The 13,112-nt window shown below is 40.2% G+C and carries 14 protein-coding genes; 3 read left to right on the top strand and 11 right to left on the bottom strand.

All coding sequences use genetic code 11. The annotated features are described in order from the left end of the window. Positions 1-48: 48 nt before the first annotated feature. Complete coding sequence (gene dnaK / locus O0V13_RS13480; protein WP_268035492.1) at positions 49-1,968, bottom strand: molecular chaperone DnaK; 1,920 nt, start codon at positions 1,966-1,968, stop codon at positions 49-51. 442 nt (positions 1,969-2,410) lie between these two features. On the opposite strand from dnaK, the gene O0V13_RS13475 reads away from it, so the two are divergent. Further along, a complete protein-coding gene (locus O0V13_RS13475; protein ID WP_268035491.1) occupies positions 2,411-3,217 on the top strand; it encodes an MOSC domain-containing protein in 807 nt (268 codons plus the stop codon). Between the two features lie 24 nt (positions 3,218-3,241). On the opposite strand, the gene hemE is transcribed toward O0V13_RS13475, so the two are convergent. The 6 genes from hemE to truA all read right to left on the bottom strand — a co-directional run bounded on the left by hemE (position 3,242) and on the right by truA (position 8,683). Next, a complete protein-coding gene (gene hemE / locus O0V13_RS13470; protein WP_268035490.1) occupies positions 3,242-4,267 on the bottom strand; it encodes a uroporphyrinogen decarboxylase in 1,026 nt (341 codons plus the stop codon). A gap of 111 nt (positions 4,268-4,378) precedes the next feature. Further along, the gene (locus O0V13_RS13465) at positions 4,379-4,921 is read right to left on the bottom strand and encodes a hypothetical protein (protein ID WP_268035489.1); all 543 of its coding nucleotides are present in this window, start codon (positions 4,919-4,921) and stop codon (positions 4,379-4,381) included. A 79-nt stretch (positions 4,922-5,000) separates the two neighbouring features. Continuing rightward, positions 5,001-5,519 (bottom strand): hypothetical protein, encoded by a 519-nt coding sequence (locus tag O0V13_RS13460; RefSeq protein WP_268035488.1) that lies wholly within the window; start codon positions 5,517-5,519, stop codon positions 5,001-5,003. 3 nt (positions 5,520-5,522) lie between these two features. Further along, positions 5,523-6,107 carry a hypothetical protein gene (locus O0V13_RS13455; protein ID WP_268035487.1) on the bottom strand — a complete coding sequence of 195 codons (585 nt, stop codon included), beginning with the start codon at positions 6,105-6,107 and terminating at the stop codon, positions 5,523-5,525. Positions 6,108-6,145: 38 nt separating this feature from the next. After that, positions 6,146-7,918: an ABC transporter ATP-binding protein gene (locus O0V13_RS13450; protein ID WP_268035486.1), complete on the bottom strand. Its 1,773-nt coding sequence runs from the start codon at positions 7,916-7,918 to the stop codon at positions 6,146-6,148. 6 nt (positions 7,919-7,924) lie between these two features. After that, complete coding sequence (gene truA / locus O0V13_RS13445) at positions 7,925-8,683, bottom strand: tRNA pseudouridine(38-40) synthase TruA (protein WP_268035485.1); 759 nt, start codon at positions 8,681-8,683, stop codon at positions 7,925-7,927. Positions 8,684-8,786: 103 nt separating this feature from the next. Here truA and O0V13_RS13440 point away from each other — a divergent pair, with 103 nt between their 5' ends. Next, entirely contained in the window at positions 8,787-9,263 is a 477-nt protein-coding gene (locus O0V13_RS13440) for a DUF4293 domain-containing protein (RefSeq protein WP_268035484.1), read from the top strand. Positions 9,264-9,321: 58 nt separating this feature from the next. Here the strand turns inward: O0V13_RS13440 and O0V13_RS13435 are convergent, their stop codons facing one another. Genes O0V13_RS13435 through O0V13_RS13425 form a run of 3 tightly spaced genes read right to left on the bottom strand, consistent with a single transcriptional unit; the run spans position 9,322 to position 11,306 of the window. After that, positions 9,322-10,077: a hypothetical protein gene (locus O0V13_RS13435; RefSeq protein ID WP_268035483.1), complete on the bottom strand. Its 756-nt coding sequence runs from the start codon at positions 10,075-10,077 to the stop codon at positions 9,322-9,324. Positions 10,078-10,104: 27 nt separating this feature from the next. Then, complete coding sequence (locus O0V13_RS13430) at positions 10,105-10,779, bottom strand: hypothetical protein (RefSeq protein WP_268035482.1); 675 nt, start codon at positions 10,777-10,779, stop codon at positions 10,105-10,107. Next, positions 10,776-11,306, bottom strand: coding sequence for an RNA polymerase sigma factor (locus O0V13_RS13425; protein WP_268035481.1), 531 nt, complete (start codon positions 11,304-11,306; stop codon positions 10,776-10,778). The genes O0V13_RS13430 and O0V13_RS13425 overlap by 4 nt, the downstream gene beginning before the upstream one ends. Positions 11,307-11,447: 141 nt before the next feature. On the opposite strand from O0V13_RS13425, the gene O0V13_RS13420 reads away from it, so the two are divergent. Then, positions 11,448-12,557, top strand: coding sequence for a trans-sulfuration enzyme family protein (locus tag O0V13_RS13420; RefSeq protein WP_268035480.1), 1,110 nt, complete (start codon positions 11,448-11,450; stop codon positions 12,555-12,557). On the opposite strand, the gene O0V13_RS13415 is transcribed toward O0V13_RS13420, so the two are convergent. Next, positions 12,554-12,982 (bottom strand): rhodanese-like domain-containing protein, encoded by a 429-nt coding sequence (locus O0V13_RS13415; RefSeq protein ID WP_268035479.1) that lies wholly within the window; start codon positions 12,980-12,982, stop codon positions 12,554-12,556. The genes O0V13_RS13420 and O0V13_RS13415 overlap by 4 nt on opposite strands. Positions 12,983-13,112: the final 130 nt, after the last annotated feature.

Raw genomic sequence — 13,112 nt, 5'->3', positions numbered from 1 at the left:
AATGGCATCTGATTAATTTCAGATGCCATTTTGAAATACTGATATAACTTATTTTTTGTCTTCGTTGACTTCTTCGTAATCTACATCAGATACACCGTCTCCTGAAGCATCAGCTCCTGCCTCTGGACCAGCTTCAGCACCTGGCTGAGCACCTGCGCCCTGAGTTGCATTGTACATTTCTTGAGAAGCAGCTTCCCACGCCTTGTTCAAGCTTTCCATTCCTGCTTCCACACCAGCAATATCCTGAGCTTGATGAGCAGCTTTCAAAGTTTCAAGAGCACTGCTGATAGCAGTTTTGTTGCCGTCAGATAGCTTGTCGCCGTATTCTTTCAACTGCTTTTCAGTCTGGAATACTAAGCTGTCAGCTTGGTTCAATTTCTCGATTTTCTCTTTTTCAGCCTTATCAGCAGCTGCGTTTGCCTCTGCTTCTTTCTTCATTCTGTCGATTTCTTCTTGAGAAAGTCCAGAGGAAGCTTCAATCTTAATCTTTTGCTCTTTACCTGTTCCTTTATCCTTTGCAGAAACATTTAAGATACCATTCGCATCGATGTCAAATGTTACTTCGATTTGAGGTACACCTCTCTGTGCAGGAGGAATGTCTGAAAGTTGGAATCTACCGATAGTCTTGTTGTCTTTGGCCATGGATCTTTCGCCTTGGAGAACATGGATATCAACAGCAGGCTGGTTGTCAGCAGCAGTAGAGAATACTTCAGATTTCTTAGTAGGAATGGTCGTGTTGGATTCAATCAATTTGGTGAATACGCCGCCCATTGTTTCGATACCCAAAGAAAGTGGAGTTACGTCTAGCAAAAGAACGTCTTTCACCTCACCTGTCAATACACCTCCTTGGATAGCAGCACCGATCGCTACCACTTCATCAGGGTTTACACCTTTGGAAGGTTTCTTACCAAAGAATTTCTCCACCTCTTCCTGGATTTTAGGGATTCTAGTAGAACCACCCACCAAGATAACTTCATCGATTTCAGAAGCATTCATTCCTGCATCTGCCAAAGCCTTCTTGCAAGGCTCCATAGATCTTCTTACCAAATCTTCAGAAAGTTGCTCGAATTTGGATCTGCTCAAGTTTCTCACCAAGTGCTTAGGACCTGTCTGAGTTGCAGTGATGTATGGCAAGTTGATTTCGGTAGAAGAGGAGCTTGACAATTCAATTTTTGCCTTCTCAGCCGCTTCTTTCAATCTTTGAAGAGCCATTGGATCTTGTCTCAAGTCAATTTGCTCTTCAGCTTGGAATTCCTCAGCAAGCCAGTTGATGATCACTTGGTCAAAGTCGTCACCACCTAAGTGTACGTCACCATTGGTAGATTTTACTTCAAATACACCATCACCTAGTTCTAGGATCGAGATATCGAATGTACCACCACCAAGGTCATACACAGCGATTTTCATGTCTTGGTTTTTCTTGTCCATACCGTAAGCCAAAGCAGCTGCGGTAGGCTCGTTGATGATACGCTTCACTTCCAAACCGGCAATTTGACCAGCCTCTTTGGTAGCTTGACGCTCAGCATCGTTGAAGTATGCAGGAACTGTGATTACAGCTTCAGTTACTTCTTGTCCCAGGAAATCCTCAGCAGTGCTCTTCATTTTCTGAAGAATCATTGCAGAAATCTCTTGAGGTGTATAAGATCTGTCACCGATTTTGATAGCTACGGTGTCATTTGGTCCTTGTTCTACTTTATAGGAAGCATGTTTTTTCTCTGCAGAAACCTCAGAGAATTTCTTACCCATAAATCTTTTGACAGAAGAAATAGTATTGGCAGGGTTAGTGATTGCCTGACGTTTTGCAGGATCACCTACTTTGCGCTCTCCGTTTCCATTGTCCAGAAATGCAACGATAGAAGGAGTAGTTCTTCTACCTTCACTATTTTGGATGACCACAGGCTCATTCCCCTCCATTACGGCTACGCAGGAGTTGGTGGTTCCTAAGTCAATGCCTATAATTTTTCCCATGATTATAAATTTTAAATTAGTTGCTTAATTGATACTACTCCCATTCTTCAAGGCTTATGCCATCTCTATTTTTGAGAGTTTTTGTGTCACATTGTCAGAATGAGCCTTTCTGTTTTCTTAAACTTTTCTTTTTTTGACACAATAGCTCTGTAATTGGGCTGAATTCCTGACATATTTGTTAAAATTTCAAAGGCATTGCAACCTTTCTGCCTTTTCAGTCATCTAATAGGTATGAAAGGGTTATTTTTTCATGGAAACAAAAAGGAGAAGCTCAGATGGCTTTTTGTACTACTCGTCGGAGAATTACTGATTTTGGGTGATCAGCAATTTGAATTTATCCCATCTTTTTGGTCGGTTTTCAAAGCTTTTATTCCAAATCTGACATATTTAATCGCTTAACTCAGTATTTTGACTCCTCTTTTCAAAAAAACGAAAAACCCCAATGAGTCAAGAAATCAAATTGCAGGATATTTTTATTTATCCCATCAAATCCTTGGGAGGCATCCGTCTAGATTCTTGGGTGGTGGAGGAAAAGGGTTTCAAATATGACAGAAGGTGGATGCTGACAGATGAAAATGGACAATTTTTATCTCAGAGAAAATATCCACGTTTAGCTTTTCTCAAAGTAGAGCTTAGAGAGGATGCGATATTAGTTTTTGATAGCAAACAACTCCGAAATCAATTAGAAATCCCTTTTGATACTGAAGGCTCAGATGAACTTGTAGTAAGGGTTTGGGATGATGAAATGACAGCTAGATCAGTATCGAAAGAGGCAGACAAATGGTTTTCTGATTTCTTAGGCTTTTCGGTGAGATTGGTGAAAATGCCTGAATCCACAAAAAGAAAAGTAGATCCAAAATATGCAGTCAATTCCGAGTCGGTCAGTTTCGCAGATGGAATGCCTTATTTATTGATAAGTCAGGCTTCTTTGGACGATTTGAATTCCAGATTGTCGGAGCCTATTCCGATGAATCGATTTCGTCCAAACCTGGTGTTTTCTGGGATGAAACCATATCAGGAAGACCAATTTGTGAAAATGAAAGTAGGGGAAGTTGATTTTCAGGGGGTCAAGCTTTGTGCTCGCTGTGTGATGACAACGATTGATCAGGAGTCTGGCGAAAAAGGGAAAGAGCCACTAAAAACACTGGCAACCTATCGCCAGCAGGGACATAAAATTCTCTTTGGACAAAATGTCGTAGCATTGAATTTAGGTGAGGTGAAGGTGGGGGATAAAGTCACAATACATTAAAAAAGGAGCGCTAGGCTCCTTATTTTATTTGTAGTTTTTCACGGTTTCAATAAAGACTTTAACCTTTTCTGGATCAATGTCCGGATAAACCCCATGTCCCAAGTTGGCGATATGTCTTCCGCCTTTGAATTGATCCATCATTTTTTTGGTAGCAGCAGCAACTTGTTCTGGAGTGCCATATAAAGCGGCAGGATCCAAATTCCCTTGAAGTGTTTTGCCATCCCCAATCATTTTTCTGGATTCTGCGATTCCCATATTCCAGTCCAAACCGATAGTTTCACAATTCAATTGGCTCATGGCTTCTCTTGCGAAAAATGCTCCTTTTGCAAAAACCGTTTTTGGTACTTCATTGATTGCATCACAGATCTGGGAAATGTATTTGAGAGAGTATTCTTCGTATTGATCAGGTCCCAATATCCCTGCCCAGCTGTCAAATAGCTGAATTAAATCGGCACCTGCCACAATCTGAGCTTTTAGATAGTTGATCGTACTATCGGTGATCATCTGCAAAAGCTGGTGAGAAAGCTTCGGCTCAGTATACAACATAGCCCTCGCTTTGGAGAAGGTTTTGCTTCCGCTTCCCTCTACCATGTATGCAAAAATGGTCCAAGGCGCTCCAGCAAATCCGATCAAAGGAACTCTACCCGCTAATTCTTTTTTGGTAATTTCAATGGCTTTAATCACATAGCTCAGGTCATTGGCACCATCTGCGATTTTCAGCTTTTTCAAATCGGATTCAGAGCTGACAGTTTCAGGAAACCAAGGCCCCCTTTTCTCTACCATTTCGTATGGTAGCCCCATCGCTTCTGGGATTACCAGAATATCTGAGAAGATAATCGCTGCATCCACACCCAAAAGGTCAACAGGCTGAATTGTTACTTCAGACGCTAGCTCTGGTGTTTGTGCCAATTCAATAAACCCTGAAACAGATTCTCTTACTGCCCTATATTCAGGGAGAATTCGTCCAGCTTGACGCATCAACCATACTGGTGTTCTTTCAACTTTTTCGCCTTTGGCTGCTCTAAGCAGCAGATCGTTTTGGATTTGCATGATGCAAAGATAGGAAGCAAATAATATTTGGCCTCGAAAAATTTAGACATAAAAAAACAGGACCGCTGCAAAGCCTCAATCCTGTCGTAGTAGAAGTTGGTTTAGTATATCTTATTTACCGGACTTAGCGGGTATTCTGACGAAGTCATCATCTGTAATTCCCAGCATTTCGGTAACAGCGTCATAGTTTGTATAGTCAATTCTTGATGTTAAATCGGATGGAACTACAACTACGCGGAATAGCACATTGTCTGTGTAATATGGATCCAGAGTAGCGAAGTCAATAGGAGAATTGTCCAAGAAAATGCTAAAATCATTGACTGTGTAGTCAAAGTTATATACTAGGATTCCCTGATCAAGATAGAACGTCTGCGGTAATAACCTCCATGCAAACTGTGTATTATCCAATGGAGATGCCTCCAACATATACACTAATAATGCATCTCCGTCAACAAGAGGTTCGTTTGTGAATTCAAATACTTCCCCGTAATCATTACCTTCATTGAAAGTGATTTCAACTTCAAATGTCTGGCCAACTACATATAATCCATCCTCACCTTGAGGCCCCATTGGTCCTTGGGGACCTACAGGTCCTTCACATGCCTGAAATGCCAATAATGCAATCAGACTAAGTATTGCGGTAAATCTTTTCATAAAATAATATTTGGTGAATGAGTAATTTCTTACACGTTAAAAAGACTTTAAGGGTTGGTTAAAAAATCTAAATTGGATTTTAATCCTTTACTGGAGCAATGACATGTACCTCATTGTCAGTGATTATCTTGTCGATAAAGACTCCGGATAAAGTTAACTTGGCAGAATCTGCAAAGCTCAATAACTGCTCTTTTACTTTTTCTGGTCCAGGCATCACCCAACTACTGGATTGGATTTTTGCTAATAAATATTGCTTTTCCTGGAAAATTCTAGATTCGAAATTTTCTCCCGAAAGCGCCTGATTCAAGCCTATAAATACTCTCATTGTATCCAATTTTCCCGCTGGCTCTACTTCATATATAGTATGAAGATATGTGCCAGGATGGAGGCTTTTCTGTGTTTCAACTTCTTCGAAAGCCTTTTTTAATTTTTCATCCTGAGGCGTTCCGATGTAATAGATCCCAGTTAAGGATTCAGGATTTTTTTTTATTAAAGAAATTTCTACCGGGTTATCTCCCCCAAGTTTATTGAAAAGGATGTAGCTACCAGTGATGATCACCACTGCGACTAACATAGCAATGCCTAGTTTATTATTCATGATTTAGAACAAGTATCTGACTCCAATTCCTCCTTGTCCTTTTATGTGGCCGACACGGTCCAATAATTCAAGGAAAATACCGACTTCTGCAAATACCGAAATTGGAATCTCGTCAAAATAGTATTCTCCGCCACCAAATGCCTCAGGTCCAAAATCAATATTGTTTCGTTTTTCAGTCAGAGGAACTGATCCCCCTACCTGGCCTTCCGTATAGGTATATGTCACATTGGTTGTTCTCAATTGCACTCCTGCTCCTAAATAGCCCAATAAATAGCCTTCCGTGATATCAAACATATCTGTGAAGTCATCATGAAGGGCAACTCGGCCATGAAGAGATATGCCTTTTTGCGTATTATGATTGACATAAAATGAGTTGGAGCTTGGAGGGTTGTTGTCAAAGTCCTTTTGATAATAAGTACCACCATTTGGACTGCCTGTTCCTACCATCAATTCATAGGAAAAGTAATCGTCGAAGAAATCTTTATAGGTAATAGAAAAAGGCTCACCAATTCGAACTCCAACTCCTCTTTCCTGGGCCATTGAAAAGAATGGAAATGCCAATAGAAGTACTAGTAATCTGTATTTCACGATAAATTGTTTTTTAATATGATCAAGCAAAATCTAGGCTAGATTGCCATAGTCTTGAGTTGCATTTGATGCAATTGAGTGTAATATCCTCCCATTTCCAAAAGAGTCTCATGGGTTCCTGTTTCCACTATTTCCCCTTTGTGAAGGACAATAATTTGATCTGCCTTTTGAATGGTAGATAATCTGTGAGCAATAACAATGGAGGTTCTTCCTTTCATCATTTTCTCGATGGATTCCTGGATCAATTCTTCGGTTTCGGTGTCGACAGATGAGGTTGCTTCATCCAAGATGATAATTTCAGGGTTGTAAACCATCGCTCTGACAAATGAAATCAACTGCCTCTGACCAACAGAGAGAGTTGCACCTCTTTCCATCACATTATAGTCCAGCCCTCCAGGAAGTCTTTCGATGAATTTTCTGGCCCCAACCATTTCAGCAGCTTCTAGTACCTGCTCCCGGCTTATGTTAGGGTTTCCAAGGGTGATATTGTAATAGATGGAATTGGAGAAAAGAAATACATCCTGAAGTACCACTCCGATATGTTTTCTAAGAGTACTTAGTTCGAAATCACGGATGTCTGTTCCATCAATGGAAATAGATCCTTTATTGATTTCATAAAATCTAGAAAGCAGGTTGATCGTAGAGGATTTTCCAGCCCCAGTAGCTCCTACCAATGCTACTGTTTGGCCTGGTTTTACTTCGAAATTGATGTTTTTGAGAACATAATCCTCATCGACATAAGCAAACCAGAGGTCTTTGACCTCGATATGACCATTCACTTTTTCCGGTTTGAAATCGCCTTCGTTGGCTATGTGCTCTGTGCTATCCAATAATTTGAAAATTCTGGACGAGCTGACCACACCCATTTGAAGGGTATTGAATCTATCAGCGATCATTCGGATAGGGCGGAAGAAAAGCTGCAGATACATGATGAATGAAATCAATACACCTACCTGAATATCCATCCCTAAAACACCTACAGCGCCGTACCATACTACTAAACCAATCCCTATGGCCTGAATGATTTCTGCAACCGGGAAATAGATAGAGTAATAGAGAACAGATTTGATATGGGCCGTTCTGTGTTCTCTGTTAATCTCTTTGAATTTATCAAACTCCCGATCTTCACGATTGAAAATTTGGACAATATTCATCCCTGTAATGTGTTCCTGAAGAAATGCATTTAGGTTGGATACCGCATTACGAACATCATTGAAGGTGACTTTGATTTTTTCCTTGAAGATGTAGGTAGAAATAATCATCAAAGGCAGCGTACATAAACTGACTAGGGTCAATTTCCAATCTATGTAGAACATGACTCCCAGAATGGTCACCAACTGAAGCAAATCACCTATGATGGCGGCAAGGCCTTCGCTAAATACATCAGCCAGAGTCTCAATATCTGAAACGTTTCGGGTCACCAATCTTCCAATCGGGGTATTGTCAAAGAATTTCAGTTTCAATTTGAGAAGGTGATCAAAGAGTTTGATTCGAAGGTCACGGATGATTACTTGGCCGATCCAACCAGAATAAAAGGTATGCGCCCATTGAACTATTGCCTGTAAGATCATCAATCCAACTAGGATATAGACCATCTTCAGCAGCCCTTGACTGTCTCCTACAGAAACATAGTCATCTATGGCGACCTGAATAAAATACGGTCGAGTAGGCGCTAAAATGGCTAAAGAAATGGTCAGAAAGACCAAGAAATAGAACTGAAACTTATAAGGCTGGACATAGCGATACAATTGCTTCAGAACCTTGGTGTCGACGATTTCGCCAGATGATTCTTTTTCTTTTGCTAAACTCAAAGTCTACTAATCTAGATAAATTTTTTCCGGATAAACGATTTTCGATAGAAACAAACCTTGGGCAGGTGCAGATTTCCCTGCTTTTTTTCGGTCTCTTGATTCAATGATCGAGTCCATGTCCTCCACAGGTCTTCTTTCCATTCCGATTTCCACCAAAGTACCAACAATCGCCCGTACCATTCCACGTAAAAAACGGTTGGCGGTTATATGAAATAGTAATTCTTCTCCATTTTGTTCCCACCCGGCCTTTTTTATTTGACATCGGAAATTATTGACTTCGGTTTTTACTTTGCTGAAACTTTCAAAATCCTCATGTCTTAACAATGCAGAGGCAGCTTGGTTCATTAAATCAATATCTGGCCTGACATAACTGGTCCATGCCAAATGGTCGATAAATGGATTTTTTCTGAACAACATCCGATAAACGTAGGATCTTTCCTCTGCATCAAATCTTGCATGAGCATCAGGTACTACCTTTCTGATGGAATGAATGGCTATCTGCTTGGGTAAAATCCCATTTAATCCTCGGAGTAGTTTTTCGCTATCAAACTCTTCAAGATAATCAAAATGACAAACCTGCATGGAAGCATGAACTCCGGTATCGGTACGTCCACTTCCCATGATAGAAATGGGTGATTTGAAATAAGTAGAAAGTGCAGATTCTATGGATTCTTGAACCGTGTGTGAGTTGTTTTGGATCTGCCATCCGTGGAAGGCACTTCCCTCATAGCTCAACTCCATAAAATATCGCTGAAATCCGCTCATATCGCGCAAAGATACAATTCCCTACTGATTCCTTTCGAGAGTTTTTGTCTTTCCTTGTGAAAGCCGTCAAATGGGCGTTTCTTTGCACAAAATTTAAGGAAAAATGATTCAGCGAGTACAAACAATATTTCTCCTATTAGTCGTAATCTGTATGGGAGTAACCATCGGAACCACACTTTGGGTTCAAGGTCCAACTCAGGCAGGGGATTCTTGGGAGTTGTCAGCTTTTATGATGAGTAATCTGGATGCCTCAGGGGAAGTGGTTCAATCTTCTTCCAAATGGTATATTGCAGCCTTGGCTTCATTTGCAGGTCTTTTGGCCTTAATCTCCATCTTTCAATATAGAAATCGAGCAAAGCAGATGATGTTGAATATGGTGAATAGCTTGGTGATGGTAGGAACAGTTGTCGCTGTTTTCTTAACTACAAATGGTATCAATACAGAAATTGGAGCGACAGAGTCTGGAGCCTATCAATTGGGTTTTTGGACGATTCTGGTAGCTATGGTTTGTAATATGCTAGCCAATAGATTTATCAAAAAAGATGAAGCTTTGGTAAGATCCGTAGATAGAATCAGATAAGAAAAGCATAAAAAATAAGTAAGCCCTCAAGTGATCCAATTCGCTTGAGGGCTTTTTTTTACCAGAATCTTACTCCGATTGTCGGATAAAAAGTCTTGAGGTTTTCAGTTCCTACGACTCCCACTTCGATAGCAATATTTTTATTGAGTTGATGCTTGTAGAAGGCTCTAACGGTTGTCCCTGAAAATAAATCACTTTTGGTGTCATTCATCAGGAGTCCTATTCCAACTGTGTTTTTCTTGTTTTCTCTAGAGTATTTTTCCCAAGAGAATTCTGCATTGACAAACCAGCTGCTATTTACCTTAATGTTTTTCTCAACCCTCGGTGGGAAATAAATATGATTGGTGATTGATCCTCCAAAACTGAAATTTCGGAGATTTAAATGAGTTCGGAAGCCAGCTACCGGAGTGAAATCACCTCCTGTATAATCCAAACCGACAGGAAAAGTGAATTCCAGGCTGTCTAAGTGCTGAACGTATTTATTCTCGACTTCATATTTTACAGCCTCTAGTTTGGTGGTTGAAAAACTTTCAGCAATTCGATAGCCTTTCGTTTCAAACTCCGGGAATTTGGTAGCATTCTCTAAAATTGGCTGAAATTCCTCTTGTATCGATTCCACACTGTGTTCCTGATTGTTGAAATAGAGTAGGAAAGTCCCCTCATTAGGGAGATTGAATACCAAAGTATCAGTAATGGGCGATTTCTCATTAATTAAGTTCTGATTGAATTTGCCTAGTTGATTTTCTACCTCCTGTGCGAAAAGTGTGATAGAAAAGAGCATAGCAATTCCTGTGAGAAGAAAATATCTTTTCATTCTTATAATATTTAAAATGTGATGTAATTAGTTTTTAAATCTGATTTGAATGGCTTTGGAAGAAGCCATTTGGGACTTTTGATTGGGTTGTAATTCCTCGACAGGTTTCCCAAAAGCAGTTTTAACTTTTACTTTTGAGCGGCCTTTTCCCCAGGAAATATCCACTTCATGAAGACTTTTGTTTTCTGATGAGGCTGTAAATTGTTTCGGATTATAAGTTGGATCAATATTCTTTTGAGGTGTTACGATCGTTGGTAAAGCAATGAATGGAGTTTCTACCTCTGTCAATGTCTTGTTCAGTTTTGTTCGTTTGTTTTCTTTTTCAAGAATGGTTGGTTTGACATTCTCTTTAGAGCTTTCTTTTCCCTCCGAAATTGGTTTTTCAATGCTTATAGGGATGGAAATCTCTTGAGTTTGAGTTATCAAATTAGGCTCAGGTGCGGATTCCGTGTTTTGATTTAATAGGACCCAAGTAAATAATGAAACTACCAGAAAAACCATTGCTGCTGCCAGTTTTTGCCAAATTGAGAAAATTGGTTTTTCCGTATCCAGCTGTGAGGCTATTCCTTCCCAGGCATTTGCTTTCGGAGCATAGTTTGGTAAATCCAGACTTACTTTTTCTAATTGAGCCTCGAAGTCTTGCTGCTGCAAAATCTTTTCCCAGCTAGTGCTTTTTGGGGTATGTTGAGGAAGATTTTTCATGCCTGAAGCAGAGTTTTGATTCTTGTTTTCAGTAATTTCTTTGCGTAGTTCAGCTGAGACTTTGAAGTGCTTTCGCTTACTCCCAATAGTTTGGCTGCTTCTTGATGTGGGTAGCCTTCCACAGCCACCAACATGAATACCGCCCTTGCGCCAGGGGGAAGACTTCTGATTGCCTGATCCAAAAGTTCTCCGTCAAACCATGCTTCAAATTGATCTTCACTGGCTTCTTGGATTTGATCCAGTTTTTCAAATTGAAATTGTCTTTTACCCTTTTTAATAGCATTCCGAGCTGCAATCGTCCGCATCCAAGATGTCAAAGCTTCCGGGTGCTTCAAGTTTCGGATCTGTTGAAAGACCTGCACATAAGTGTCCTGCAGTACATCATGGGCCATGTCTTCATCATCCAACATTCGAAAAGCCAGTGAATAAACCATTCGCTTGGTCAATTCGAAAAGCTGAAACTGGGCTTTTCGATCCTGAGCAATGACCTGCTCTATCAATTCACTGTCTAGTTGGATTTGGTTCATGTAATTGTCTTTCTTGTATAAAGAGTCAGCTCAAGCTAAAAAGGTTGGAATGGACATGCGAATTTTTTTAAAAAGTTTAAGTGATCTTTCTCTTTCTCACTTTGCTTTTACTTTCTTAATTTCCCAAAAATCTTGAAAGCTATGAAATTCGAAACGCTAGCAATTCACAAAGGAAATCAGGTCACGGATCAAAATCAGCCGGTTGTCCAGCCCATCACATTGAGTACAACTTTTATTCATGGGAATGAAACTGGTGCTCTCTATACACGGGCTGCCAATCCCAATCGTACTTCTTTGGAAGAATTGATCGCAGTTTTGGAGAGGGGAGAAGATGCCGCGGCTTTCTCGTCCGGAAATGCAGCAGGAACTGCTGTTTTTCAAGCTTTGGAAGCAGGTTCCCACATCATTGCTCCCAATGATATGTACCATGGACTGCATAACTCAATGACCATGTTATTCAAAAGAATTCATGAAGTGACTTTTGTGGATATGAGTGATTTGGAAAAGGTGAAAACTGCGATCAAGCCCAATACAAAATTAATTTGGGTCGAAACTCCGAGTAATCCTCTCTTGAAAGTGACTGATGTCCGAAAAGTGGCTGAAATAGCAAGGAAGGTCAATGCAATACTAGTTTGTGATAATACTTTTGCAACGCCTGTGTTTCAATACCCTTTGCTTTTGGGAGCTGATATTGTAATGCATAGTTCAACAAAATATTTTGGTGGACATAGCGATATTTTGGGAGGAGCTTTAGTGACCAAAAAGAAAAATGATTTTTGGGAAAAAGTCAAACTTGTGCAGAAAGTAGGAGGGGCTGTTCCTTCTGCAATGGACTGTTATTGGTTGACTCGAAGCATGAGAACTTTGGCCTACAGAATGAAGGGGCATGCTGAGCATGCTATGATTTTGGCCGAATATCTTTCTGCACACCCTAAGGTAGGAAAGGTTCACTATCCAGGGTTGAAATCACATCCCGGGCATGAGATTGCTGCAAGTCAAATGACTGGATTTGGCGGTGTGGTTTCTTTTGAGGTTAAAGGTGGAGCTGCTGAAGCTGACCTTTTGATTCAAAACCTTAAATTATTTGCGAATGCTACCAGTTTGGGAGGAGTTGAGAGCATTATCGAAAGAAGAGCTGCGGTAGAAGGTCCTGATACTTTAACTCCTCCGAACTTAATCCGTGTTTCCGTTGGATTAGAGCATACCGATGACTTATTGGAAGATTTGGATCAAGCCTTTGCGGTACTTTAATCTTTAGAAAGAGGATAGCCTTGATTCACCCAAGGCCCCAATCCTCCTTGGAGTTGATAAACCTTAGTGTAACCGTTTTGAATTAGCATTTCTGCTGCTTGCGCACTTCTTACCCCTGCGCTGCAATAGATATAAATTTCTTTATCCTTAGGCAATTCTAAAACCTTATTAAGAAAGTCTGGTTGATAGAAATCCAAAACTTCAGCACCTGCTATCTTACCTTGGCTGACTTCCTGAGGGGTACGAACATCTAAAATGATTCCTTTATTTTGGTCAGTCTTGTCCTTAAAATCTGACGCAGAAAGAGAAGTTACTTTTCCAGCTGGTGTTTCAGTAGTCGCTTGACTTTGATCAGAGTTTGATTTGGGTCCACAGGCATACATGCCTCCAATTAGTAGAAAGAAAAGGGTCAGTTTTTTCATCATGATCAAAATTAGCCAATATTCTAATGCCAGTAGGTGACTTATGCTACATTAGAAATGTAGTTATTAATCAAACGAATAGCTGACGTTTGTCATAAATTATTAGTGAATTTTAAAGTAGAATTGATGACAT

Source organism: Algoriphagus sp. PAP.12, assembly GCF_026652115.1.
Taxonomy (GTDB): Bacteria; Bacteroidota; Bacteroidia; order Cytophagales; family Cyclobacteriaceae; genus Algoriphagus.
The sequence above is the reverse complement of the archived record's forward strand: the minus strand, read 5'-3'. Positions and strand labels throughout refer to the sequence as shown.